Below are 25,911 nucleotides of genomic sequence, written 5' to 3'. Positions count from 1 at the left end.
GAGGCATTTGCCATGGCTAAAGTAGTCGTTGCTTTAGGGGGAAATGCATTAGGCAAATCACCTGAAGAACAATTAAAATTAGTAAAAAATACTGCTTCCTCATTAATTGGGTTAATTGCCGCAGGAAACCAAGTAGTTATTAGTCACGGTAATGGTCCACAAGTGGGTGCCATTAATTTAGGGATGAATTTTGCTGCTGAACACGGCAAGACTGCTGCTTTTCCTTTCCCAGAATGTGGTGCAATGAGTCAAGGATATATTGGCTATCATTTACAACAAAGTTTAGAAAATGAATTACACCACCGTTGGATGAATAAGAGTGTGGCAACAATTGTAACGCAAATTGCAGTTGACCCTAATGATCCCGCTTTTGAAAATCCATCAAAGCCAGTTGGTGACTTCTACACTAAAGAACAAGCTGATGAAATTGCCAAAGAAAAAGGCTACACTTTTAAAGAAGATGCGGGACGTGGATATCGTCAAGTCGTTCCTTCTCCACTACCAATGAAGATTATGGAGCTTGATAGCATTAAAACATTAATTGATGCTGACAAGCTTGTTATTGCCGGTGGTGGTGGTGGTGTACCTGTAATCATCACTGATAAAGGACTTGAAGGAGTTCCAGCGGTTATCGATAAGGACCGTTCAAGTGCATTGTTAGCCGACAAGATCGATGCTGATAAGTTGATTATTTTAACTGCCGTTGATCATGTTTATGTTAACTATGGAAAGCCGGATGAAAAAGCTCTTAAGACGTTAAACGTTGCAGAAGCTCAGAAATACATGAAGGAAGGACAATTTGCTGCTGGTAGTATGCTACCTAAGATTGAAGCATGTCTTTCATTTGTTGAAGGTCATCCAGAACGAGAAGCATTAATTACTTCATTAGATGGTCTTGATGATGCTCTTGCCGGTAAAGTCGGGACAGTTATTCGTGATAACTAAAAAGAAGAGGGAGCGAGACAGAAGTCGCTTGTGACTTCGTTTTCGAGCCCCCGCAAGCAACAATAGGCCTCCAACGTTCGGCTTTTTTGCCGGACGTTGGAGGCCTATTGTTGTACTGCGTATTTGCTTTTTATGAAAGTAACTTAACTTATGTCACAGTCCTACCTTCTTTTTTAGTTACTCTTTAATTTTTCTGCGGAATACGAATATTAATCGCAAGTACAGCAACGATAACTAAAATCGACCCAAGAATATCTGCACCCGTCATTTGTAAATGAAAAATCAGGACTGAACCGATCGTTGCTGATAAAGGTTCGAATGCATCCATTAAACTAAATGTAGTTGCATCGATATATTTTAATGAATTATTAGCTAGCTGAAAGGGAATTAAGGTCCCAATTACTAGAATACCTAACACATATAACCAAACTGAGGGAATGTTGGGGATATGAGGCTGACTAGGGTGAATAAGCACTAAGGTTAATCCAGCAAATAGTAACCCCCATCCCGTAATAATTAATGAGGGAACCCGACCTTCGCGAAGCATGTTTTGTGGAATTAAGGTATTCGTTGCAACACCAATTGCAGAAATTAATCCCCATATTAAAACACTAAGCGTCATTGCTAAATGGTTAAATTGACCATGAGTTGCGATAATAAAAACACCTAAAAAGGCGATAATTGCACTAATAATTTCAATTCGTCGTGGTGGCAGGTGTCGAAACATAGCTTGATAAGCAATGATAAAAAAGGGCCCGATGAATTGAAGAATGGTTGCGATCGAAGCATTCCCATATTGGACAGCCATAAAGTAAGCATACTGAACTGGAACTAACCCAAAAACACCATATGCAAAGATAATCCATGCAGAATGAAGGTCCTTAAAAATTTGAAAGGGATGCTCGCCACGAATTTGACTTAATAAGACTAGAATAATTCCAGCTGAAACCATTCGAACTTGCGTTAACCACATCGATGTAATCGAACTACTAACATTAAAAAGGGCCTTCGCAAAAAGCCCTGAAATACCCCAAAAGGTACAGGCAGTAATAATCATCGCTGTACCTAAAACTTTTTTATTTGACATAAAAATACTCTTTCCAATTAGATTTGCTATTTTATTTTACCATACCAATTCTATGAAAAGTGAGCTCGACCTTTTAATTATGACTATCTGTTGGAATTATCTTCAGCGATGATTGGTTGTGGAGTTCGTGAATATAAAGCCTTTACAGCCTGTATATCTCGTGATTGAATGGGATAATATGATCCAGCTGGCTGCATTACAGAAATCTTATTCGTGTGTTGTAGACCAATTGCATGCCCTAATTCGTGTTCAGCAGTATTTACGATTCGTTCTTGTGAGTAGCCAAAGGCAGGATTCAATAGGTAGTAAGAATTTAGTTCTACTGTTGCGTGCAGATAATATCCGGTTGCGGAATTCATGCTTGTATTGGTAAGCCCCGCTGCCCCGTTATTTGGATCATTAACAGCAGAAACACTAATATTTGCATTCTTATCATTAACGATTTTAAATGTGAATGCCTTTGTGTTATTCCATTGGGCAATTGCGGTTTCTGTTGCATTCTTTAATACTGGATTACTGATATTAATATAGATCGTTGCAGAGTTTTGTTCCCAGCGTGCATCAGCAGGTGTATCTTGAGTCCCGGTTTGCTGGTCAGCGTTTTGTTTAGTTGGGGTTGCAACTTCTTTACCAGTTATTCGGTGTAACCACGATTGAGTAAGCACTTGTGCATTATGAATGCCAATATTAAATTGTTCTTGAAAGGTAGAATTATTTTGATAAAACCAAATAATTCCGCCAAAGAGTAATAAATAAAATAAGGTTAATAAGAAATTGGACTTCTTAATCGGTCACACCCCCTAGTATTCAAATTCTAATTAAAAAAGAGTAAAACGTCCATTATTTAATATTTTTTCTTTATTGTTGACAACTGTAAACTTTGATAGTATGCTGTACCTATAATATGATTACAGTTGTAAACTAAAAGAAGGTGGAAATATTGAGAATTGCCGTTATAGTTATTGCACTACTTTTGATTGCATTTATTGTTTGGTGGTTCTTCGGAAAGCATACAGAGGCGGCGGGAAAATCAACTATTGTTAATGATGAACAAACTGCAACGATTGTCGTTAATGGTGGTTATTCTCCTTCAACCGTTATCTTGAAAAAGGGAATTCCAGCTCAAGTTAACTTTGATATGCATGACTCGACGGCTTGTTTATCACATGTAGTATTTGAACAGCTAGGAGTTAATAAGGACTTAACAAAGCAAAAGATTACGACGATTAATATTCCAACAGATAAAGCCCAGACTTTTAATTTTGCTTGTGGAATGGATATGTTTCATGGAAAGGTGATTGTTAAATAATGAGTATTTTTTCAAAAAATCAAACTAAAAAAGTTGTTGTTAATGCAGAAAATCATGGCTACAAACCAGAAACGGTTACTTTCAAACAAGGAAAGCCAGCGCAATTAAAATTTATCCCCTCTGATAATATGGGGTGTATGAATGAAGTCGTATTTAAGGAACTTGGGATTGATGAGAAGTTAGACGGTAAAAAAGAAGTTACTGTTGATATTCCAACTGATAAGCCGGGAACTTATAACTACGCTTGTGGAATGGATATGTTTCATGGAAAGGTTGTTGTAAAGTAATGAAGCTTACAAACATTCAGCGATTTTGGATTTCATTTGTATTATCAATCCCGATGTTAATACAAATGTTTGCGATGCCTTTTCACTGGATGATGCCTGCCTATAATTGGATAGCATTAATTACTACCACTATTATTATGGCAATTTCAGCATTTCCATATTGGAAAAGTGCGATCGCTGCATTTAAAAAACATAGTGCAAATATGAATACCCTGGTCGCCACAGGAACAGCTGTCGCTTATTTTTATAGTATTTTTGCGATGATAACTGATAGGGCGGTTTACTTTGAAAGTGCTGCTTTTGTTACTGTCTTTGTTTTACTGGGGGATGCGATGGAAGAGAAGATGCATAACAATGCTTCCAATGCTCTTGGTAAGTTGATGGGCCTTCAAGCAAAAGATGCTGAAGTCTTAAAAGATGGTAAATTTGTTAAAGTACCACTCGATAAAGTCCAAGTTGGTGACCTTATTCGAGTTAAGCCTGGTGAAAAGGTACCTGTAGATGGAACGATTCTAGAAGGGATAGCTTCCTTGGATGAGTCGATGGTTACTGGTGAAAGTATGCCAGTAATGAAAAAAGTTGGCGATACTGTTGTTGGTTCAACAATTAATAATAATGGGACGATTACTTTTAAAGCTACAAAGGTTGGATCCGATACGATGCTCGCCCAAATTGTTGATCTAGTAAAAAAAGCGCAAACCAGTCATGCTCCTATCCAGAACTTAACAGATAAGATTTCAAATGTGTTTGTCCCAGCAGTAATGATTATTGCTATTTTGACATTTATGATTTGGTATTCCTTTGTTGGCGCAACATTTGTTCAAGCATTATTATTTGCTGTTTCAGTAATTGTCATTGCTTGTCCGTGTGCATTAGGTTTAGCAACCCCAACGGCATTAATGGTTGGAACTGCAAGAAGTGCCAAGATGGGTGTTCTTATTAAGAATGGTGAAGTCCTTCAAGAAGTAAGCAATATCGATACTGTTGTGTTCGATAAAACGGGGACAATTACGGTCGGCAAACCAGTTGTAACCGATATTGTTGGAGATGCTAAAAAAGTATTAACAATCGCTGCTAGTCTTGAGGAATCATCTGAACACCCGTTAGCATCAGCAATCCTTCAAAAAGCGAAAGATAAAGAGATCTCACCAGTAAAAGTAGAGAAATTTGAAGCAATTGAAGGTAAGGGTGTGCGCGCAAATTACAATGGTCAAGTAGCATTTGTTGGTAGCAATCGGCTTCTAGTTGATGTAAATATTTCCCGGGAAATGGCATCACGTGCAGAAAAATTACAGAACGAAGCTAAAACAGTTGTTTATGTGGGCCTTGATGGGGAAATAATCGGCTTAGTTGCTATTCAAGATGTTCCGAAGCCGAGTTCGAAAGATGCAATTAAGGAGCTAAAAGCACGTGGATTAATGACCGTGATGCTAACTGGTGATAATAAACGGGTAGCTCAAGCAATCGCTGATGAAGTTGGTATCGATAAGGTGATCGCTGAAGTAATGCCGAATGATAAGGCTCAACAAATCAAGGAACTTCAGGACAAGGGTAAAAAAGTTGCCTTTGTTGGTGATGGAATTAATGATGCTCCTGCGTTATCGACAGCTGATGTTGGAATTGCGATGGGATCTGGAACTGATATTGCAATTGACTCTGGTGGAATTGTCCTCGTTCAAAATGATTTACGAGGAGTTGTGCGGGCACTTGATATTTCTAAGAAGACCTTTAACCGGATTAAATTAAATCTCTTCTGGGCGCTCATTTATAATGTCATTGGTATTCCAATTGCTGCAGGGCTATTTGCATTTGCGGGCTTTACTCTTAGTCCTGAACTTGCCGGCTTGGCAATGGCCTTTAGTTCTGTCTCTGTTGTTAGTTCTTCTTTGCTGCTAAATAAAACTAAGATTGCGGGAGAGAATGTTGTTCAAGCGTAAATCGGATAGTAAGGAGTTAAGGAATATAATTCTTAGCTTCTTTTTTTGTTATATTTTGCACAAAGTAAAAGGATTTTGCGGTAAAATATTAATAAAAGTGATGGAGGAGTATTCAAAATGGCAACAGCATTTTTGGTTCACACTCAATTAAGCTGGGGAAAAACATGTGATTATTTAATTGCTAATGATGTTGAGCCGGGGTTAATGCATCGTTATGAGACACGAGAAGATTGGCAAGAGGTGATTCTTGATGCATTAATAAATGTTCCCTTAGCACCATACTTGCCAAGCGGTCAGCCCATTCCGCCAATTGGAACGGCAAAAGTAATAGGAGTAGAAGCAGTTGATCCGGCACAGGTTAAAAAAACTGTGCAACGGACACGAAGTCAATTTATAATGGCAACTATCTGGAAAAAGCAGTCAGCCTTAAAAAACTATAATTTCTTACATCATGATTATGACAAGTGGACGCAAAAACAGATTTGGGCCGATGTTGATTATTGGTGTGACGCTAAAAAACATCCTGTTATCGATTTGATTACAAAATGGCGTTGTGCCCGCCAACACCAACGATTACGTGCTGAAGAGAAATGATAAAAAAGAGTTGACTATTAAGCCACTTCCATGTATAGTATATATCGTTGTAAGTTTATTTTATTGGGCATTCGCCAAACTGGTAAGGCAGTGGACTCTGAATCCATAATTTACTGGTTCGAGACCAGTATGCCCAACTTCTAACAAAAGGCCTGCTAGATTAGCTAGCAGGTCTTTTGTTGATAAAAAAGTTATTTGTTATAATTACAGTCAAGTGAGGGGACGAATATGGCTAGTAATTCTGATTCAATTTATTATGTTTTAACAAAACTAAAGCATCATCCAGAGTTAATCAAAAGCATTAGACCACGTTATACTAATACGGTTCTGATTCTTTTTGATGACTCCTTAAAGATAGCCGATGCTTCATTTTATTTTCCTGTTGATCGTTTCATGGTCAATCGTTTGTCAAATGATTTTGTGGCAAAGAATGGCGACCTTCTTGATAGTTATTTTTCAATGACCAATGGAACGAAGAAAAATTACCATGATGTTTGGGCGACGACCTGTCATATTCCAGAAAAGAAAGTATATTTATTAGAATTATCATTTGAATAATGCGATTTAAGCTGCGACAAAAGGTGTCACAGCTTATTTGCTATAAAGGGAGAGTTTTATAGTGCTTGTTTCAACGATTGTTTTAATGGTAGCGGCAGTTTTAAGTAGTATTATTTCCAGCTTCTTTCCGCACTTCTCAATTAATTATATTAGTATTTTCGTCGGCTTAATTATTGGCTTAGTTCCTTTTTTGAATGGTCGTATTCTTCCCTTCCACACAGAAGTATTTATGTATATAGTAGCTCCACTGATTTATTTTGAGGGGCAATCAACGAGAATTAATCTGATTGGAAAAAGATTGCGACAAATCCTTGAGACGGCTGTTCTTTTAGTAATTGTTGGAACGGTATTTGCAGGTTTTAGTGTATCGCTTTTGGGAATTCCGCTAGCTCTGGCATTTCTGATGGGCGCTTTAAGTACACCAACTGACGCTACTGCAACCGAATCTGTTTCGGAAGGGTTGATTGTCCCTGAAAGACAAGAAAATATTCTAAAAATGGAGTCATTATTTAATGATGCTTCTGGTATTATCCTGGTTACTGCAATGGCACTGTGGGTAAAAAACGGGCAGTTCAACTATCAACAAACGTTTTTTGACTTTTTGCGTTCAGCTGGTGGCGGGATAATTATTGGCATTATGGCAGCCCTTGTAATGATCAGTTTTCGTCAATTTTTAGGGCGAATTAACCATGATGCTTATAATGCGCAAATATTATTATTTATTAGCACACCATTCTTTATTTACTTTATAGCTGAAGAATTAAAAGTATCTGGGATTATTGCAGTGGTTTGTGCAGGTTTAATGCAAAATAGTGAAAGTATTCGAAGTCGCTTTATAACGCCCCGTCAATTTCATAATGGGCTAGTGCTTTTAAGGTTGCTGCGGGAACTCTTAAATAATACCATTTTCGTTATTTTAGGAGTATTGGTTGTTAGGATCATTCGCGATGACTTGATTATTGGGAATACAAATTCGCAATGGATTGTGATTGGTATTTTACTTTATATTACTAATCTCCTTGTTCGTTATCTCTATGGACTATTGTCAAAAATGGGTAATAAAGGAAGTATAATTTTTGCCCTTGGGGGAGTCCATGGTGCAGTAACACTCGCCTTAGTATATATGATTATTAACAATGTAAGCTCTGCGCAGTTTGATATGATTGTGTTGGCAGAAATGCTTGTTATTATTTTGAGTATGGTGGTGCCTTCAATTGTATTTCGCTTTATTCTTGACCATGATATGTCAAGCAAGGAGGCCGGCAAACAAGTTCAGCGTTTACGGCAAGAAATGGTTAAAGAGGGATTGAAGGCAGTAGAAAAGATATACCTTCCAGAAAACATTAGAGAAAGTGTCGTTTATGATTTGCGGGATCAAAAGAGTGCCAATTCATTCGCAGACTTTTGGCATCAATGGGCTAAAGCAAGCCGCTACCCAGAGTTCAATGAGCAGGAAAAGGAACTGGAACAACGAGCCTTATTATGGGCATTCCGGGCTGAAAGACAGTATCTTGATATGGTATCTCAAAAAGAGAATCGTCGTGACTATCTTTTTGAGCTTTACAACGAAATCCTATTGGCTGAATCAATTTTACTTGACACTGAAAATGAATATTAAATTAATTTGATTTTAAGTTGACGAAAAATTAAAATTAACGTATACTTTTATTTGTACGTTATTGCCCGCTGGTCAAATTGGTTAAGACGTCGCCCTCTCAAGGCGGAGTTACGGGTTCGATCCCCGTGCGGGTGAATATGATTGAGTCTGTTACTCATTTAGTAACAGACTTTTTTTATTTATATTACAAATTTAGTAAAAGCGTTAAGAAAAGGTTTAATTGATGCTATGATGGATTTGTGTAAATAGAAAAAGAATAGGATGGATTTGGTGAGTTAATTATGCGAGTAATGAATTTAATGATAGTATTAGCAGTTATTGCGATTATTATTTTAGCTGCTCAATATTTTTCTCAGTTACGGAAAAACCGCAACGGTAATAATTTCGTAAGTGGGGGCCGTGTCTTTTTTAACTGGACGTTGGTCGCTGTCTTGGTAATTTGTGTTGGGGGAATAGTTTTTGGTAGCATTCATTCACATCGCCAAGAAGCAAAGCCAGCTCAAACTGATAAGACCGAAAATGTTGAATATGCTGCTTCCGACAGTGATAATTTGGGAAAGGTCTCAGTTCAGTTTGATCGGAAAGTTACTCTAAATGATAATGGAGAAGCAAAAGTTAAGTTTAAGGTTTCTCCACAAACTACTTTGACAATCCGGGGACATAAGAGCAAAGAGATTGTTAAGACGTTTAAAGCAAGTAAGGGCGAATCATTAGTTAACCATACTTATACATTTGATGTAGCTGGCACTTATGATATTATTGCAGAACGCGGTGATCAAAAGGTAACCAAGCAGTTAAAAGTTAAGGACAATGATAATACCCAAGAAAGTTCATCAAGTAGCAGTTCAGTAAGTTCTAGTTCTTCTTCAGTCGCTTCCTCAGCAAGTAGTAGTACAGTTTCCTCGTCTTCAAGCTCGACTGCTTCCACGGCGCAAAGTAACAGCGAAAGTTCAAGCAGCACGACAGCAGCTTCATCGAATAATGGAGGAAGCTCAAGAAACTACAATACTTCTCGTCCACGATATAGTGGCAATGGCGGTGGAAATAGGACCTCTGGTAACAGTACGCCGACTGCTCCTGCGCAAGAACCAAGTACTCCTGCCTATAGTCAAGAAAACGATGGCGATAGTCCGCAATATTAATTTCTATTCATAATCAAATATCTAATGATAAAAGAATGAACTATTTTTAAAAGAACAAAAGATAATTTTTTCATATGAAAAATTATTCTTTTGTTCTTTTTCTATTATCATTAACGGCGGAAATTGTTGATATATCAAGGATGAAAAGCGAAAAATATTAAAAAATATATTCCTGAATAATTTATCAGTATTGAAATAAGAATGAAGTATATTATACTCAATACTGAATAATAGTTATCGAATTATAAAAGTCTTTAAGGGGGAGAAAAAAGATGCTTGATACAGATGAGATCAAAAAAAATGAGGTACTTGGTGTTGAGCTTGCCCCGGTTGAAACTGTTGGCGGACAAGTAAAATTAGGGGAGAAATCTGCTTCAAGCACTGCTTCGCTCAATAGAACGCCATTATTGGAAAAAATGCTTAAAGCAGCGCCAAATTTTGCGGCTCAACAACAAAAATTGAACGGCCAAGAACCGGTAATAAAAAATAATCCAGCATTAGGTGAATATCAACTAATTGATGATTTAGGTGGCTTAATGCATGGGACTTACTTACAGGCAACTAATAGTGAAAGCCAAGCTAAAGATCGTTCGCTTGTAAGTCGTAATTCAATGAGTGAGACGGCATCATTAGTTAATTATCGCGCAGCTATTGATTTTAGTGGATATGGTCATTTAAAAAATAATACAGAAACTACCAAATCAGTTGAAGTTGTCTATACGCTGCCTACATTTGAAGGGAAGCAAGGAACAGCACAAATTGTACTTGATGGGGCGCGGATTAATGAATTTGACGGTCTTGAATATAAGGATGAAAAGGGAAATGTAATTCCTGGATTTGATATTACCTATAGTTACCAAGGACACGAAGGAGAGTATTCAACGATTGATACTCTTAAGCAACGTGATGATTTTAGCTGGGAAAAAGTAACAGCGGTTATGGTATTTGGTTCTTTATTGCCAAACAGTTCTTACCGTGTTGAATTTCCTTTTAAGATTACAAATCTAGAAAATATTAATACTCAAGAGCAATTTAATTTAAATGAATATGCCTTTTATGATTTAACAGTTAATAAGCATACAACGTCACAATTAAACTTCCGCTTAAGCACGCCTGTTTTTGCCCATGATGCCTATCAAAATATCCCATTCATGGCACTCAGCCGAACTGAAGATGGTGATGAGGTATTTCCAGAAGATGTTCAAGCAATGATGCCAACTTTGGGTGAAGTACCATATGCAATCAGTAACTTTAACGATGAAGTTTCGTTTGAGATTGATGGAGATAATGTAATGTGGCAAGGCGGTCAATACTTCTTTAAGCTGGCCGCTATTCAAGGTGCGATTCAAGAAAAGGGATTTTCAGTCGATGTTGATAAGACAGGGAGAAAATTAATGGAGGCCTCTGCCTTTATGGTTCAACCTACTTATCTTGATTTTGAAAGTTTTGACTTCATTCCTTATATTGTCATTCACCAACTTCTTATTACTAAATCATTTACGCTTAAGGCAGAGGCAAAAGATGATTGGAATTCATTTGGCGGGATTGAAAAAGTTTGTGGCCTCTCCTCAACTAATGAGGAACTTCCGGTTAGTCCTGAGCAAACATTTATTGTGGATGATTCTGAATTAGTCGATGCAACCCCTGGTGATTATAATGTCATTATTGGTTATTTCCTTAACGGGAGTGAGGACAATGATATGTTAATCACTGCACCGGCAAAGGTAAGGATAGTTGAAAATAAACAGACAATTAATGTTTACTATGTTGACTTGGTTAATATCCCTGATAAAACCAAAGATGATTTACAACCAAGTGACGGAAAGATTCTCGAAAATCAAACCCAAACTTTTACCGGTCAAGGTGATGAAGATTATCATAATGAACTCTGGGGTGAAGAAAACGGCTTTGAGATTTATGAATATGACCAAGGCGCTAAATTAGGGACCTATGTCGGTGGACAACCAACTAAAGATTATTATGTTTACCTTATTCATAAAATTGAAAAAATCGATGAAGATCATCAAGTAACACGGACAATCACTTTTAATATGCCAGATGGATCCAAGCAGATCATTAAGCAAACTGGAAAAATTCAGCGTTTTGGAATTACTGATAAAACGACTAATGAAAAAACATGGAGTGATTGGAGTAAAGCTACTCTCCCCGCAATTACCGCGCCCCATGTTCCTGGATATACGGGTAAAAACGTTGACGCTGAACCAATTTCATTAACGTCAAAAAATAGCAATATTAATGTTATCTACCATCCAAAGCAAGTTAGTGTCAAGATTAAATATGTTGATGAAGCTGGGGATGTAATTGATGAGCAAATAGTTTCTGGACTTGCTGGCGACTTGATCAGTCATAAGCCAACAGTTGAAACAGACCGTCTTGCTGGTGAAGGATACGTGATTGTTGATAATGAATTGCCGCAAAATGCTCGTTTAATGGCGGAAGACAGTGATCAAGAAAAAGAATATAAAGTTTTTATTAGTAAACAAGATTTACAGACACAACAAATTACCGTCTTTTATGTTGATGTCCCTGATAATCGATTACCAATTGTCAAGCCTTCTTCTGGGCGGATTATTGATAATCGAACCCAAAGATTAAATGTTACAGAAGGACAAACATATAGTAATGAACTATGGAATTTTGAAGATGCCGGGTATGAATTGTTTAAGGCTGACAAAGGGGCATTAGAGGGTAAGTACTTTGCTGGTAGTCCAGAACAACAATATTATGTTTATCTCACTCACCAAACTACTCCCCTAAAGAAAGAACATCACGTAACACGAACTATTCAGATTACAATGCCGGATAAAACACAACAAGTTGTAACTCAGGAAGCAATTGCTACTCGTTTTGGCGTTCATGATGAAGTGCTTGGTAGTGACATTTGGCAAGAGTGGAGCAAAGGAATGATCCCTGAATATATTCCAGCACCAATCGCGGGATATGATGCACCTGCTATTCCAGCTGAACAGGTTGATGAAAATGCGAGCGATCGAAATGAAAAGATCAGTTACACTCCACAACCAGCTAAAATTCTGGTTAAATTTATTGACCAAACTGGTGCAGAATTAACATCCGAGGAACTTACTGGGGTAACCGGTGAAGAATTTAACTACGATCCAACTCCGCAAATTAAGTCATTTGAAGATGAAGGATATGTGCTTGATGAAAATAGGTTCCCTGCTGATCATCATTTCGCAGCCGGGGAACAGACCTATACTATTACCTTAAAGCAATTAGTAGCAGTAACCCCTCATGGCAATAGTGAGGCAGAATCAACAATCGAACAAATTAAGTCGAACGATGATGATAAAACTGGAAATAAAAAGGGAATCTTTGCTGCATTTAAAGGTTATTTTAAATAAATGAATTAATAAAGGAGTACAGGAAGAATAAACCGCTAATGGTAAATTCCTTCTGTACTCCTTTTTGAATTAAAAATATTAATTATCATAATTGCCGGTGATTGGGTTCATTTCATGAATTTGATTTGTAGCTGGGTCATATTGATAGGTACCAGTAAGGTGAGCTACATTTGGATCGCCGCCTTGGTTATTGCGAACTTCAATTTGATAATTATTATTTTGATTATTCTTAGTCATGTAATAATGATTGCCATCTTGTTGAACGCCACTTGTCTTGACAAAACTCGTTAGGACTTGTTGATCGTTTTGTGCTGAGGAAGTGGAATTGGTAGTTGCTGATTGGCTGCTAGAACTACTAGTTATGGATGAACTAGGAGCTTTTACCGTTTGATTAGTTGATTTTTCTGAACTGTTAGCTACCTTTGAATTTGCGCTTGTTGAGCTTGTATTTGTTGAAGAAGTGGACTGTACGCTAGTAGGTGTAGATGTAGAGGTTTGCTCCTTTGCCTTTTCGCTACTAGTGGAGGAGGCCGCCTTTTTGCTTGTTTGTTGACTTACTTTTGTCGCAGAAGTAGATGTCTTTGTTGGAGCTGCTGCGCTATTGGTACACCCAGCTAGTCCAAGGGCTGCTAAAATTACTAATGAACTTGCTAAAACTTTATTTGTCATCTTCATCATTTTAATGACCCCCTCAATCTCTCTTATTTTTATAACATCATTACACTTATATTATACCGCCTTTTGAAATGATTTTGTAACATTTTTGACTTATTTGTCACAATTGACTGATTTTGTTTAATAAATTTCTGGATATTTTTCCTTTGTCTGATTTACGTTAAAATAAACCTTATTGAGGAAGTGAATTAAAACGATGAATAAATACGATTTAACAATTACTAAATTACACCAAATGGTTAAAGAGGGTGTTGTTCCAGGAGTTAGCTATTTGATTTTTGATCATCAACATACGATTAAGGAAGTAACAGGGATGGCCCAAATTTATCCCGAGACTGAAATATTAAAACCAGGCATGCTCTATGATGTTGCTTCACTAACGAAAGTGGTAGGAACAGTTCCGGTTATTGCCCAGCTTATTCAGAAAGGAACATTGTCTTTAGATGATCCAATAAAGCAATATTTACCTGAGTTTAACGATGACCGACCAACTATCCGTAACCTGCTTACTCATACTTCGGGGATTGCTGGTTATATTCCACATCGTAATGAGTTGACTGCTCCTGAACTAAAGAAGGCTTTTTTGACGAAAATGCATGTGGAGGATAGCTTGAACCGCCAAATCAAATATGCGGATGTGAACTATTTGTATTTAGGATGGATTATTGAACGAATTTATGATCAACCGGTTCAAAATGTTATTACAGAACAGGTTCTCAAACCATTGAATCTGCCAACTGCAACATTTAATCCTATCCCGGCTAATTGCGTGCCGACAGAAGTACAAACAAAACGTGGCTTGATTAGGGGAACAACCCATGATCCTAAAGGGTACATTTTGGGAGCAAGTTGTGGATGTGCTGGCCTTTTTGCATCGTTGAAAGATTTGGAGATTTTTAGTCATGCGCTGATTGAAAATAATTTAAATGATCTTCTTACACCTAAAATAATTGATTTGCTTTTTAAAGATCAAACACGAATTCCAGGTCTGCATAGCCGTTCGCTGGGCTGGAAATTATTTCATGCTAAAGATGGCCACCTTGTGATTAGCCATACTGGATTTACAGGAACCTGGATGGTGCTAGACCGGCAAAATGACCAAGGTTTTATTGTATTAACCAATCGTGTCCATCCAAGTGCCAAAAATCAAGAATTTTTAGATGCTCGTGACCAACTTTTGGCAATTTATTTAAAAGAAAAAGAAAAAACTTTGTGAAATTTATATTCACTTAATTGAATAAGCGCTTTCACAGAATATGCGTTTTAAGTTCATAAAATGTATAAAAACTGTCGATAATTTATATTAATAACTTCTTTTTATATAATTCACTAAATATTGATACGACGGCATTTGACAACGTTTACATAAACTAATATGATGTAGTTGTAGTCAAGTGATACTTCAAAAAGGAGTGATATTGTATGCAAAGTCCAATTCACGTTACATCAGAAATTGGAAAGCTTAAGACAGTTATGTTGCATCGACCAGGTAAGGAAATCGAAAATGTTTATCCCGAAATTCTTCACCGGATGCTTGTAGATGACATTCCATACTTACCGATCGCTCAAGAAGAACATGACCTTTTTGCGCAAACATTACGTGATAATGGCGCAGAAGTCTTGTATCTTGAAGATTTATTAACAGACGCATTGGCCGATGATAATATCAAAGATGAATTTCTTGAAAGAATCATTGCTGAATCCGGTTATGCTGCTGGAGCAATCCATGATGGCTTAAAGGAATTCTTGCTTAGTTTTAGTACTAAGGACATGGTTGATAAGATTATCGCTGGTGTACGTAAAGATGAAATCAAGACTAAGTATGCTTCGCTTGCCGAACTAGCAGAAGACAAGGATTACCCATTCTATATGGATCCAATGCCAAATGCATACTTTACTCGTGACCAGCAAGCATGTATCGGGGATGGAATTACCATTAACCACATGACATTTAAGGCTCGTCAACGTGAATCTCTCTTTACTGAGTACATCATTAAGCACAATAAGCGTTTTGCTGACAAGGGCGTTGAGGTATGGCGGAACCGTTACCCTGAAGGCCGGATTGAAGGTGGAGACGAATTAGTTCTCAGTGATCATGTATTAGCAATTGGTATTTCTCAACGAACATCTGCTAAGGCTATTACAGAATTAGCTGAAAGTCTCTTCGAAAAGTCTGATTATGATACAGTAATTGCAATTCATATTCCTCACAATCACGCAATGATGCACCTTGATACTGTATTTACAATGATTAACTATGATCAATTTACAGTTCATCCAGCAATCTTACGTGATGGTGGACATGTTGATGCATACATTATGCACCCAGGTAACAATGGTGAAATTTCAATTACTCATGAAACAAATCTTAAAGAAATTTTGAAGAAGGCACTTGATAAGCCGGAAATTGATTTGATTCCTACTGGTGGCGGCGATCCAATTATTGCTCCACGTGAACAGTGGAATGACGGTTCTAACACGCTAGCAATTGCCCCTGGTGTAGTTGTAACTTACGATCGGAACTATGTCTCAAACGATTTGCTGCGTAAGCATGGTATTCTCGTTCACGAGGTCCGTTCAAGCGAACTATCACGGGGTCGTGGTGGTCCACGGTGCATGTCATGTCCAATTGTTCGTGAAGATCTTAAGAAATAAATAAGATAGTAAAAGCAGCAAATTTATCTGAGTAATCTAGAAAGGGTATAATTTTGCTGCTTTTTCTTGTATCATTTTAGTGTAATCAACATGATAAGAAGGGAACACGAATGGATCGAAAGGCAAGAAGAAAATATATTGAACAAGTGGTTAATGATCGTAAAATTGAAACGCAAGAAGAATTGCTTAAGTTGTTAACTGAGGCGGGTTTCGAAACGACACAAGCAACAATTTCAAGAGATATTCATGCGTTGAATATCGTTAAAGCAAATGATGGCGATGGTCATACCCATTATGTTCAACTTCATGTGACACCCGAACATAATTTTGAACGATTATATCAAGGAATTCATGATAATGTGCGGACAATTGAAACTGTTCAATTTATGAACGTGATCAAAACTGCACTAAATTCTAGTTATGCGACGATTTTGGCTGGAATGTTTGATGAACTTGATATTCCGGAAGTTGTGGGTACACTTGCTGGAAACGACACCTTGATTATCATTAGTAAAGATAATGATGATGCTAAAATGGTTTATGATTTAATCATTCAACACATGCATTCATAAACTGCATAGGAGGGATATTTATGGATGAACAAAAGAAAGGTATCGGTAGAGGCGAATTGATCGCCTTAATTGTAAGTTCATGTATCGGTACCGGAATATTTGGTATTACTAGTGATGTAGCGGCGGCGGCAGCGCCAGGTCCTGCACTATTGGCCTGGATCTTTGTTGGAATTGGCTTTTTAATGCTGGTTCTCTCGCTAAACAATTTATCTGAAAAGCGACCAGATCTTACTTCAGGGATTTTCTCATACGCTGGTGCCGGCTTTGGACCATTAGGTGAATTTATTTCTGGATGGTCTTACTGGTTATCCGCATGGCTGGGAAACATTGCTTTTGCCACCATGTTGATGAGCTCAATCGGAACGTTCTTTCCAACATTTAAAGGTGGTCAAAACTTACCATCAATTATTATTGCCATCATCTTCTGTTGGCTATTGACAATCTTAGTTAACAATGGTGTTGAAAGTGCTTCTTTTGTTAACATGATTGGAACAATCTGCAAGGTCTTACCATTAGTTATCTTTATTATTATGATGGTTGTTTGCTTCAAGGCCGGAATGTTTACAGCAGATTTCTGGGGACGAGTTGCTAATAATGCTTCTCGCGGCACCGCAACTGGTTCTGTCTGGGAACAAATGAAAGGTACCCTAATGACATTAATTTGGGTATTTATCGGTGTTGAAGGTGCTTCTGTTATGGCAAGTCGGGCTAAGTCGCTTACAGCCGCTCGTGAAGCTTCTCTTATTAGTTTTGGCCTCTTAGTGGTTATCTATGTATTAATTTCAATTTTGCCTTATGGTGCATTAACTCGGGCAGAATTAGCTGGAATGGGCCAACCAGCTATCGGTCATGTTCTTCAAGCAACAGTTGGTAGTTGGGGTTCAATTTTGATTAATGTTGGTTTGATTATTTCAACAATTGTTTCCTGGCTTTCTTGGACAATGCTTCCAGCCGAAACAACAATGTTAGTTGCTGATGATAAGGCAATGCCAAAAATCTGGGGAAAGGTTAATGCTAAAAAAGCACCAACTGCTTCCTTGATGATTACAGCGGTATTGCAAACAATCTTCTTGTTCTCATTGCTTTTCACTGATAAAGCCTATGAATTCGCATATTCCTTATGTAGTGCAGCAATTTTATTCTCATACTTATTTGTTGGACTTTACCAAATGAAATACAGTTCTGCACACCAAGAATGGGGACAATTTACAATTGGTTTGCTCTCTGCTGCATTCATGTTCGCATGTATGTTCCTTGCTGGATGGCAAGAAGTATTACTAGTTTCAATTAGTTTTATTCCTGGATTCTACATTTACTACTTAGCATGTAAAGAAAATGATCGTAAAGTTACAACTGCTGAAAAGTGGACAATGGCGTTGATCTTAATCTTAAGTATCGTTGCAATTTGGCTTGTTGCTAATGGAACTATTGCTATTGGCTAGGTAAATAATGTATAATTATTCCACATTTTAAGAATATTTATAAGTGAGGTGATTAAGGTGAAGGAAAAGAAATTAAATCTCTTCCTCTTAATCACCTTAATTGTAGGAACGATTATTGGTGGTGGGATTTTTAATAGTCCGACCGATTTAATTTTGAAAGCAAATCCAATGGCTGCGTTAATTGCCTGGTTAATTGGTGGCTTCGGAATTTTGATGTTAGTATTAGTCTTTTATAAGCTTTCTGTTATCAAGCCGGAGATGAACGGTGGAATTTATACTTATGCAAAAGAAGGCTTTGGCAACTATATTGGTTTTAATTCCTTTTGGGGATATTGGATGGGAGCAGTTTTTGGCAACATTGCCTTTATCTCGCTTTTCTTTAAGACCTTAAATAGTATGCTCGGGACGCATCAACTTTCGCCGTTAATGTGTTTTATCGGAGGTTCGATTATTCTGTGGGGATACACTGCGATTACATGGTTTGGTGTCCGTGAGGCAAGTATCCTTAATGCCGTCATTACGATTATTAAGATCTTACCGCTTTTATTAGTTGTTATTGTTGGTGTCTTTGCATTCCAGCCGCATATTTTTAATGTTCCTGATTGGACAAGCATTCTTGCTGTTAATCAAACGCATGTCCCATTTAAAGACCAAATTAGTGGTGCGATGAGTACTATTGTGTGGTGTTTTGTTGGGATTGAAGCAGCTGTTTCAATGTCACGTCGGGCAAAGCAGCCACGTGATGTGGGGTTAGCAACGATTATTAGCTTTGTAATTGTATTGGTCCTCTATATTTCAATCTCTATTATTCCAATGGGGATTCTGCCTGCTAAAGAACTTAGCCAGACTTCAGTTCCACTAGCAGCAGCGCTTAGTCATACAGCATTAGGAATAGTAGGAAGCCTTATTATTAAAATTGGCTTACTGATTTCTCTATTAGGGGCATTATTGAGTTGGTTTATGATTGGACCAGAAATTGCATACGTAACCAGTTATGATCGAGATATGCCACGAGCATTTAAACTTGTTAACCGCCATGGTGTTCCTGGCTTTGCATTAATTGTATATACAATTATTATGCAAGTATGCTTACTCGTTTTACTGCTTCCGCAACTTCAAATGGCCTACACGATTGCGTATACTTTAGCTGCGACAATGACACTAGTTGCTTACTTGCTCTCGGCGTTATATGGGTTGAAGCTAGCAATTAGCGAAAAAATGGGCCTTGGCTTTAAGATTATTGCTACGTTAGCTTCCATTTATTCCGTCTATATGTTGGTTGCTTCGGGACTTGAATATGTATTTGCGAGTGCGATTATTTTTGCACTAGGAATACCGTTATTTGCCGGGGCTCCTAATAAGATGAGTAAGAAAGAAAAGTGGTTAGCAACAATTATCGCCTTAGCAGCTGTGATTGCGCTTATGTTGATTATTACTGGAAAGATTAATTTTTAAAATATAAAAGGGATGAGACTAGAAGGAATTTTTACTTTCCTTCAATCTCATCCCTTTTTGTATTCTAATCTTCGCTAGTCATCTTGCTTTTCATGTTATCCATTCGCCAGACAACATAGGTTTCAATCAATGTGATTAGGCTTACCCATAAAATCGTGAAATTTGATGAAGTAAGAAATAGTAAGATGATTAAGATCCAAGATATCCAGTTCCAACGACGCTCAAGACGGATAACTTTTGCAAAGCGTGGTGGGATTCTAGTTGGGTTTTGGATGGCTAGTGCTTGAAGTTGGGAGAAAAGACGGACTTCCCAAAAACTTTCCAGCAAAAAAATAATGGTAAATACAAATGTTATGGTTTGATTCACTGTTTGTCACCTTAATTAAAATGTAGGTTTAATTTTTAGGGCTTTTTGACTGCTTAAGTCGGCATCTGGGTATTTATGCTCAAGAGCTGCTAAAAGAATCTTTTTAGCAATCTCACCATTTCTTGTAAGAATGGGACCATGGAAATAAGAGCAATAAGTGTTTTTATAGATTGCTCCTTCGGTATGATCTTCACCGTTATTTCCATTACCAGAAATTACTTTACCAAGCGGACGCTCACCTTTTCCTAAGAATGTGCGGCCGTTGTGATTTTCAAAGCCATGGTACTCTTGATTGCTTTCTTCATTTTTGATGGTAATATCTCCAATGAAACGGTGATTATCTTGACTTAAAGTATAGTGATCAAGGATTCCAAGCCCTGGAATCTTCTCGCCATCAGCACCAATATAGTAGTGACCAAGAAGCTGATATCCTCCACAAATAGCAAGAAGCGGTTTGCCATCGTTAATAAATTGGTCAATCCCCGCTTTTTTGTTTGGAAGATCTTTGGAAACGACAAGTTGTTCGTAATCTTGACCACCGCCAAAAAGAGCTAAGTCAAAATCTTGCGGATTAAAGTCGTTGTCGATACTAATGACTTTGACATCAATATCGGCATCCATCTGCTTAGCGTAATATTGAAGGGCAATAATATTACCGACATCACTGTAAGTATTTAATAAATCGCCGTAGAGGTGGGCGAGGTGTAAGTGATATTTTGCCATTAGTCCATTCCTCCTTTAATATAGCCTTTTTCTGCTAGTTGTTTCCGCAATTGCAGAACGGCTGTATAGGTTGCCAGAATATAGACATGTTCAGTTGGCATTTCCTTGATCTTATCAATTACCTGGGTAAGGTCTGGTTCATGCCACATATCTTTTACTCCAGCCATTGTTAATCTGGTGGTAATATCTTTATAGCGTTCTCCCCCAGTCATGTATTGCGGAATTTGATGTTGGGTAAGTTTTTCAAAGTCACCGTCCCAGATCCAACTAGTGTCAATTCCATCAGCATAGTTAGCGTTTAGCAAGAAGGCAAAACTAAAAGGCTTGTCATCGGTCTCAATCATATCTAAAACTTGATTAAGACCAACTGGATTTTTAACTAAGATCAAAGTAACCTGTTTTCCGTCGATATTAATAACTTCTTGCCGACCAAATACTCGTTCGTCTGATTCAAAAGCATCTTTAATTTGTGCTTGGCTCACTCCGAGAAAACGACCAAGAGAGTAAGCGGCAAGAGCATTATAGATGTTATATAAACCACCAATTCCGATGGTGTATTGTTGTCCATCAATTTCAAAAGTTGAATGCGTGGGGGTAAGTTTATCAATTTTGGTAACAGCATACGTTAATTCTGGTCGATGGAAACCACAATTTGGACAGAAGTAGTTTCCTAAACCTGCATAAGTCCGCATTCGATACTTTAGAATGTGTTGACATTTAGGGCAAAGAAGACCATCAGTGTTAGCTGGGGCGTTAAATGGTTCTTTTTCTTCGTGGTTGAAGCCATAATAGATGATTGGATTAGGCAAGTCCCTGCTGTTAAAGAGCTGTTCATCCCCGTTAGCAATGATGGTTGCTTTTGGTGCTAATTTAACCCCCTTTAAGATCTTGTTATAAGTGGTGTAGATTTCACCGTAACGATCCATTTGATCACGGAAAATGTTGGTGAAGACAAAGGCAATTGGGGTGATGTATTTACATACTTTAACTACATTTGCTTCATCGACTTCGAGGACGGCCAGCCCTTTTTTCTTTGGACGGGGAGCCGTAATAAAGGTAGTTACGATTCCTTGCTCCATGTTGGAACCAGTCGGATTAGTAAGAACCTGGTCATACTTTTCCCGTAAAACTCGTACGCTTAATGCGGTAGTTAATGTTTTTCCATTGGTCCCTGTTACAATAACAAGGTCGTACTTTTTGCTAAAGGCTTGGAGAATATTTGGATCAAGCTTTAAGGTTAGTTTTCCTGGAAGGGAACTTCCTCCGTTCATAAAAGTATGGAGGAACCAATAGCTTGACCGCCCGGCAAATTCGGCAAATGAACTTCGAACTGTCATGAATATATGTATTCCTTTCGTGTCAATTGTAAGTGATACAATAGTGATGATTAAAATTACCGTTTAATTCTAAACTTTACGATAACAAAAAGAAAGTTATTAAACTGAAATTATTATAAGATTAAAGTTATTCAATGTAAAAAACTCTTTCCTAATGTAGAAGTATTTAAATGACACAAATTTTTGGATATAATGAAGAGTACTATGCAAACAAAAAGGGGCAATTGTAGTGGCACAACTATTCTTTAAATATGGCGCGATGAATTCTGGTAAGTCAATCGATATTTTGAAGGTTGCTCATAACTATGAAGAACAAGGGAAGCCGGTTGTCTTAATGACGAGCGGCGTTGATGATCGTTCTGGTCGAGGGATCATTGCTAGTCGAATTGGCTTAGAGCGTAAGGTAAAACCAATTATGGATGACACCAATATTTACGATTACGTTAATAAGATGGACCGTAAGATATATTGTGTATTGATCGACGAAGCACAGTTTTTAAAGAAAGAGCATGTCTTACAATTAATCAAAATTGTTGATGAGCTAAATATTCCGGTAATGGCTTTTGGACTAAAGAATGACTTTCGGAATGAATTATTTGAAGGTTCAAAATATTTACTGATTTATGCTGACAAAATTGAAGAGATGAAAACAATTTGTTGGTTCTGCCCTCACAAAGCTACGATGAATTTACGGATTCATAATGGCAAGCCAGTATATGAGGGAGAACAAGTCCAGATAGGGGGAAATGAATCATATTATCCAGTATGCCGGAAGCACTATTTTCATCCCCAATTAAAACAATAGGAGGAATAACCAAGAATGGAAATGGAAGAAATTTTCGATAAGCTTCAAGCGGTTGCTGATCGTTACGATGAACTAAATGAATTGATCAGTGATCCAGAAGTAATTGCCGACTCACAACGTTTTATGAAGCTTTCAAAAGAAGAAGGAAGCTTACGTGAAACGGTTGAAAAATATAATCAATATAAAAAAGTCACCCAAACGATTAGTGATGATGAAGAACTATTACGTGAAACGAATGATGATGACTTAACCGCCTTAACTAAAGAAGAGTTAGCAGAAGCACGAGAAGAACAAGCACAGTTAGAAAAAGAGCTTGAAGTCCTACTAATTCCGAAAGACCCTAATGATGATAAAAATATTATCATGGAAATCCGTGGAGCTGCTGGAGGAGACGAAGCAAGCCTCTTTGCTGCTGACCTTTATAATATGTACCTTCGCTATGCTGAAAAGCAAGGCTGGAAAGTAGAAGTTGTGGATCGAAATGAAACTGAAGTTGGTGGTTTTAAGGAAATTGCCTTAATGATTACTGGGGATAAAGTTTATTCCAAGCTTAAGTTTGAAAACGGTGCTCATCGTGTTCAACGGGTCCCTGTTACTGAATCTGCTGGACGTGTCCATACGTCAACTGCGACGGTTGGGGTAATGCCAGAAGCTGAAGACGTAGATGTGGACATTGATCCAAAAGATATCCGGGTTGATGTTTACCGTTCAAGCGGTGCCGGTGGTCAGCACGTTAACAAGACTTCATCAGCTGTTCGAATGACCCACTTGCCAACAGGGATTGTTGTTGCAATGCAAGATGAACGTTCACAACAGCAAAACCGAGCTAAGGCAATGCGGATTTTGAAGTCACGGGTTTATGATTATTACCAACAACAAGAACAAAGCGCCTATGATCAAAAGCGGAAAGACGCAATTGGGACAGGTGATCGTTCAGAACGGATTCGTACTTACAACTACCCACAAAACCGGGTAACAGATCACCGAATTGGGTTAACATTAAACAAGCTTGATAAGATTATGGCTGGTGACCTCGATGAAATTATTGAAGCATTGATTGTTGCCGACCAAACGCAAAAGTTGGAGCAATTACGGAATGAGTAGTTTCGTACCGACCAACTATTTTATGGCTCAGCGATGGGCAAAAGAACAATTACAAGGAACAGATATTGATCCAAGTGCCCCCCAGTTTTTACTTCAGCAATCACATGGTTGGGATGCGACTCACTTACTTTTACATAATCGTGATGAGATGCCGGCTGACGAAGTAGACTGGTGGAAGAATGCCATAACAAGATTGCTTAATCATGAGCCTGCTCAATATATTGTTGGGCAGGCCCCATTTTATGGACGAACTTTTAAGGTTAATAAAAATGTTTTGATTCCAGAAGCTGAGACAGCAGAGTTAATCGATTGGGTATTGCAAGAAATGCCATCTCGTCCATTGAAGGTCCTTGATTTAGGAACGGGGAGTGGAGTGATAGGCATTACTCTTGCACTTGAACGGCCAAATTGGCATGTAAGTTTAAGTGATATTTCACCCGCTGCACTTGCTGTTGCTCAGGAAAATATGGCTAAGTTTAACCTGGAGTTGCCGTTAATTAAAAGCGATTTATTTGAAAATATTGATCAGCAATACGATTTAATTGTGACTAATCCGCCTTATATTGACCCGGACGATACTGGTGAAATTGATCAAGCAGTCCTGGAAAACGAACCAGCCCTAGCCCTATTTGCTAATGAACGTGGGTTAGGATTCTATCATCGCTTATTTAAGCAAGCAGGGCAGTACCTAACTACGACTGGTCAAATATTTGGCGAAACTGGTTATGATCAAGAGGAGTCAATTCAAGAATTACTACATCAAACCGATGAACACGCACAGATATGCCCACGACATGATGTGGCAGGAAAAATGAGGATGATACACGCATGGGATTTTTCAAACGCAGGAGGAAGATAGTAAGAATGGATACGAAGATTTTTCGACATGGTGAGATTGCCCAAGCAGCAGCTGCGATTAAGCGCGGTGAATTAGTGGCTTTTCCAACCGAAACTGTTTACGGGTTAGGGGCTGATGCAACCAATGAAAAAGCCGTTAAGAATGTTTATTTAGCAAAAGGGCGACCAAGTGATAATCCATTGATTGTTCATGTTAACTCCATCGCAATGGTTGAAAAGTATGCTGCCGAGATTCCTGATAATGCCCGAAAGTTGATGGATGCATTTTGGCCTGGTTCTTTAACCATTATCTTGAAGATTAAGAAGGGCGCACTTTCAAAAACCGTCACAGGTGGTTTAAAAACTGTCGCCTTTCGTTACCCCGACTGTCAACCAACCCTTGATCTAATTGAAGAAGCTGGCGTTCCGATGGTGGGACCATCTGCTAATACTTCTGGGAAACCGAGCCCGACTACTGCCCAACACGTTTATCATGACTTGCATGGGAAGATCTCTGGAATTGTGGATAATGGTCCGACACGGGTAGGAGTTGAATCCACTGTCCTTGATATGTCAACAGACCACCCTGTAATTTTACGTCCTGGTGCTGTTACGAAGAAGGACATTGAAAAAGTGATTGGATCCATTGACCTTAATCATCATAAAGTAGGCAAAAATGAAACTCCTAAAGCCCCCGGAATGAAATACAAGCACTATGCACCTAAGGCCCAAGTATATATTGTTGATGAAGATACTGATTGGGATAAAGTTGTTGAATGGATACGACAACAGCCATTTGATGTTGGGATGATGGCTGAAGAAAAGGTCCTCCAACAAGAAGTATTGCCGATGAACGCTATTCAATTTTCATTAGGAAAGAATGTTCAAGATGCCAGTGCTCGTCTATTTGATGGCTTACGGCAATTTGATGATCAGCCTAATGTTAAAGCGATTGTCACTCAAGCATTTCCAGCTCATGATTTAGGGGGCGCATACATGAATCGGTTAAATAAGTCTGCTGGTGGTATGCACTTTGATAGTAATGCGGTAAAATAATAAGGGAACATAGTGGAAGAGGT

24 protein-coding genes and 2 tRNA genes are annotated in these 25,911 nt (G+C 38.1%); 20 read left to right on the top strand and 6 right to left on the bottom strand.

Annotated elements, in window-relative coordinates:
* Positions 1 to 12 precede the first annotated feature (12 nt).
* A complete protein-coding gene (arcC, locus tag LMB56_RS02275; protein WP_153702677.1) occupies positions 13 to 945 on the top strand; it encodes a carbamate kinase in 933 nt (310 codons plus the stop codon).
* Between the two features lie 184 nt (positions 946 to 1,129).
* On the opposite strand, the gene LMB56_RS02270 is transcribed toward arcC, so the two are convergent.
* Positions 1,130 to 2,032 carry a DMT family transporter gene (locus LMB56_RS02270; protein ID WP_003666515.1) on the bottom strand — a complete coding sequence of 301 codons (903 nt, stop codon included), beginning with the start codon at positions 2,030 to 2,032 and terminating at the stop codon, positions 1,130 to 1,132.
* Between the two features lie 83 nt (positions 2,033 to 2,115).
* Positions 2,116 to 2,697 (bottom strand): matrixin family metalloprotease, encoded by a 582-nt coding sequence (locus LMB56_RS02265; RefSeq protein ID WP_229283666.1) that lies wholly within the window; start codon positions 2,695 to 2,697, stop codon positions 2,116 to 2,118.
* Between the two features lie 266 nt (positions 2,698 to 2,963).
* Between LMB56_RS02265 and LMB56_RS02260 the strand changes: the two genes are divergently transcribed.
* From LMB56_RS02260 to LMB56_RS02215, 10 genes are all read left to right on the top strand, one after another.
* Complete coding sequence (locus LMB56_RS02260; protein WP_229283667.1) at positions 2,964 to 3,341, top strand: cupredoxin domain-containing protein; 378 nt, start codon at positions 2,964 to 2,966, stop codon at positions 3,339 to 3,341.
* Positions 3,341 to 3,628, top strand: coding sequence for a cupredoxin domain-containing protein (locus LMB56_RS02255; protein WP_085650526.1), 288 nt, complete (start codon positions 3,341 to 3,343; stop codon positions 3,626 to 3,628). The genes LMB56_RS02260 and LMB56_RS02255 overlap by 1 nt, the downstream gene beginning before the upstream one ends.
* Positions 3,628 to 5,565 (top strand): copper-translocating P-type ATPase, encoded by a 1,938-nt coding sequence (locus tag LMB56_RS02250; protein ID WP_229283668.1) that lies wholly within the window; start codon positions 3,628 to 3,630, stop codon positions 5,563 to 5,565. The genes LMB56_RS02255 and LMB56_RS02250 overlap by 1 nt, the downstream gene beginning before the upstream one ends.
* A gap of 117 nt (positions 5,566 to 5,682) precedes the next feature.
* Entirely contained in the window at positions 5,683 to 6,159 is a 477-nt protein-coding gene (locus LMB56_RS02245) for a DUF7679 family protein (RefSeq protein WP_229278907.1), read from the top strand.
* Between the two features lie 64 nt (positions 6,160 to 6,223).
* A tRNA-Gln gene (locus LMB56_RS02240) sits at positions 6,224 to 6,296 on the top strand.
* A 91-nt stretch (positions 6,297 to 6,387) separates the two neighbouring features.
* Complete coding sequence (locus tag LMB56_RS02235; protein ID WP_003666524.1) at positions 6,388 to 6,717, top strand: hypothetical protein; 330 nt, start codon at positions 6,388 to 6,390, stop codon at positions 6,715 to 6,717.
* Positions 6,718 to 6,778: 61 nt separating this feature from the next.
* Positions 6,779 to 8,335: a cation:proton antiporter gene (locus LMB56_RS02230; protein ID WP_229283669.1), complete on the top strand. Its 1,557-nt coding sequence runs from the start codon at positions 6,779 to 6,781 to the stop codon at positions 8,333 to 8,335.
* 62 nt (positions 8,336 to 8,397) lie between these two features.
* Positions 8,398 to 8,470, top strand: a tRNA-Glu gene (locus LMB56_RS02225).
* A 146-nt stretch (positions 8,471 to 8,616) separates the two neighbouring features.
* Positions 8,617 to 9,477 (top strand): hypothetical protein, encoded by an 861-nt coding sequence (locus LMB56_RS02220; protein ID WP_229283670.1) that lies wholly within the window; start codon positions 8,617 to 8,619, stop codon positions 9,475 to 9,477.
* Positions 9,478 to 9,749: 272 nt separating this feature from the next.
* Positions 9,750 to 12,860 (top strand): mucin-binding protein, encoded by a 3,111-nt coding sequence (locus tag LMB56_RS02215; protein ID WP_229283671.1) that lies wholly within the window; start codon positions 9,750 to 9,752, stop codon positions 12,858 to 12,860.
* A gap of 78 nt (positions 12,861 to 12,938) precedes the next feature.
* Here LMB56_RS02215 and LMB56_RS02210 read toward each other — a convergent pair whose 3' ends face one another.
* Entirely contained in the window at positions 12,939 to 13,538 is a 600-nt protein-coding gene (locus LMB56_RS02210) for a hypothetical protein (protein ID WP_153702670.1), read from the bottom strand.
* A gap of 193 nt (positions 13,539 to 13,731) precedes the next feature.
* On the opposite strand from LMB56_RS02210, the gene LMB56_RS02205 reads away from it, so the two are divergent.
* The 5 genes from LMB56_RS02205 (at position 13,732) to LMB56_RS02185 (ending at position 19,659) form a co-directional block, all read left to right on the top strand.
* Positions 13,732 to 14,751, top strand: coding sequence for a serine hydrolase domain-containing protein (locus tag LMB56_RS02205; protein WP_229283672.1), 1,020 nt, complete (start codon positions 13,732 to 13,734; stop codon positions 14,749 to 14,751).
* A gap of 206 nt (positions 14,752 to 14,957) precedes the next feature.
* Positions 14,958 to 16,190: an arginine deiminase gene (gene arcA / locus LMB56_RS02200; protein WP_122481889.1), complete on the top strand. Its 1,233-nt coding sequence runs from the start codon at positions 14,958 to 14,960 to the stop codon at positions 16,188 to 16,190.
* Between the two features lie 110 nt (positions 16,191 to 16,300).
* The gene (locus LMB56_RS02195; protein ID WP_003666533.1) at positions 16,301 to 16,762 is read left to right on the top strand and encodes an arginine repressor; all 462 of its coding nucleotides are present in this window, start codon (positions 16,301 to 16,303) and stop codon (positions 16,760 to 16,762) included.
* A 20-nt stretch (positions 16,763 to 16,782) separates the two neighbouring features.
* A complete protein-coding gene (locus LMB56_RS02190) occupies positions 16,783 to 18,204 on the top strand; it encodes a basic amino acid/polyamine antiporter (RefSeq protein WP_153701147.1) in 1,422 nt (473 codons plus the stop codon).
* Positions 18,205 to 18,252: 48 nt separating this feature from the next.
* The gene (locus LMB56_RS02185) at positions 18,253 to 19,659 is read left to right on the top strand and encodes an amino acid permease (RefSeq protein ID WP_324294721.1); all 1,407 of its coding nucleotides are present in this window, start codon (positions 18,253 to 18,255) and stop codon (positions 19,657 to 19,659) included.
* A gap of 64 nt (positions 19,660 to 19,723) precedes the next feature.
* Here the strand turns inward: LMB56_RS02185 and LMB56_RS02180 are convergent, their stop codons facing one another.
* From LMB56_RS02180 to LMB56_RS02170, 3 genes are read right to left on the bottom strand one after another with little or no spacing between them, the layout of a single operon-like run.
* On the bottom strand, positions 19,724 to 20,026 hold the full coding sequence (locus LMB56_RS02180) for a hypothetical protein (protein WP_003667545.1): 303 nt from the start codon (positions 20,024 to 20,026) through the stop codon (positions 19,724 to 19,726).
* Positions 20,027 to 20,041: 15 nt separating this feature from the next.
* On the bottom strand, positions 20,042 to 20,749 hold the full coding sequence (locus LMB56_RS02175; protein ID WP_003676161.1) for a type 1 glutamine amidotransferase: 708 nt from the start codon (positions 20,747 to 20,749) through the stop codon (positions 20,042 to 20,044).
* Positions 20,749 to 22,086, bottom strand: a complete 1,338-nt coding sequence (locus tag LMB56_RS02170) for a Mur ligase family protein (RefSeq protein WP_229283674.1) — start codon at positions 22,084 to 22,086, stop codon at positions 20,749 to 20,751. Before LMB56_RS02170 ends, LMB56_RS02175 begins: the two co-directional genes overlap by 1 nt.
* A 229-nt stretch (positions 22,087 to 22,315) precedes the next feature.
* On the opposite strand from LMB56_RS02170, the gene LMB56_RS02165 reads away from it, so the two are divergent.
* Genes LMB56_RS02165 through LMB56_RS02150 form a run of 4 tightly spaced genes read left to right on the top strand, consistent with a single transcriptional unit; the run spans position 22,316 to position 25,888 of the window.
* Positions 22,316 to 22,891: a thymidine kinase gene (locus LMB56_RS02165; protein ID WP_003667548.1), complete on the top strand. Its 576-nt coding sequence runs from the start codon at positions 22,316 to 22,318 to the stop codon at positions 22,889 to 22,891.
* Between the two features lie 21 nt (positions 22,892 to 22,912).
* On the top strand, positions 22,913 to 23,995 hold the full coding sequence (prfA, locus tag LMB56_RS02160) for a peptide chain release factor 1 (protein WP_003676159.1): 1,083 nt from the start codon (positions 22,913 to 22,915) through the stop codon (positions 23,993 to 23,995).
* The gene (gene prmC, locus LMB56_RS02155) at positions 23,988 to 24,854 is read left to right on the top strand and encodes a peptide chain release factor N(5)-glutamine methyltransferase (RefSeq protein WP_229283675.1); all 867 of its coding nucleotides are present in this window, start codon (positions 23,988 to 23,990) and stop codon (positions 24,852 to 24,854) included. Before prfA ends, prmC begins: the two co-directional genes overlap by 8 nt.
* A gap of 5 nt (positions 24,855 to 24,859) precedes the next feature.
* A complete protein-coding gene (locus LMB56_RS02150; RefSeq protein ID WP_003667551.1) occupies positions 24,860 to 25,888 on the top strand; it encodes an L-threonylcarbamoyladenylate synthase in 1,029 nt (342 codons plus the stop codon).
* Positions 25,889 to 25,911: the final 23 nt, after the last annotated feature.

Source organism: Limosilactobacillus reuteri, from assembly GCF_020785355.1.
Taxonomy (GTDB): domain Bacteria; phylum Bacillota; class Bacilli; order Lactobacillales; family Lactobacillaceae; genus Limosilactobacillus; species Limosilactobacillus reuteri_I.
Note: the sequence above shows the minus strand (reverse complement) of the source record. Positions and strands in the feature narration are given on the sequence as shown.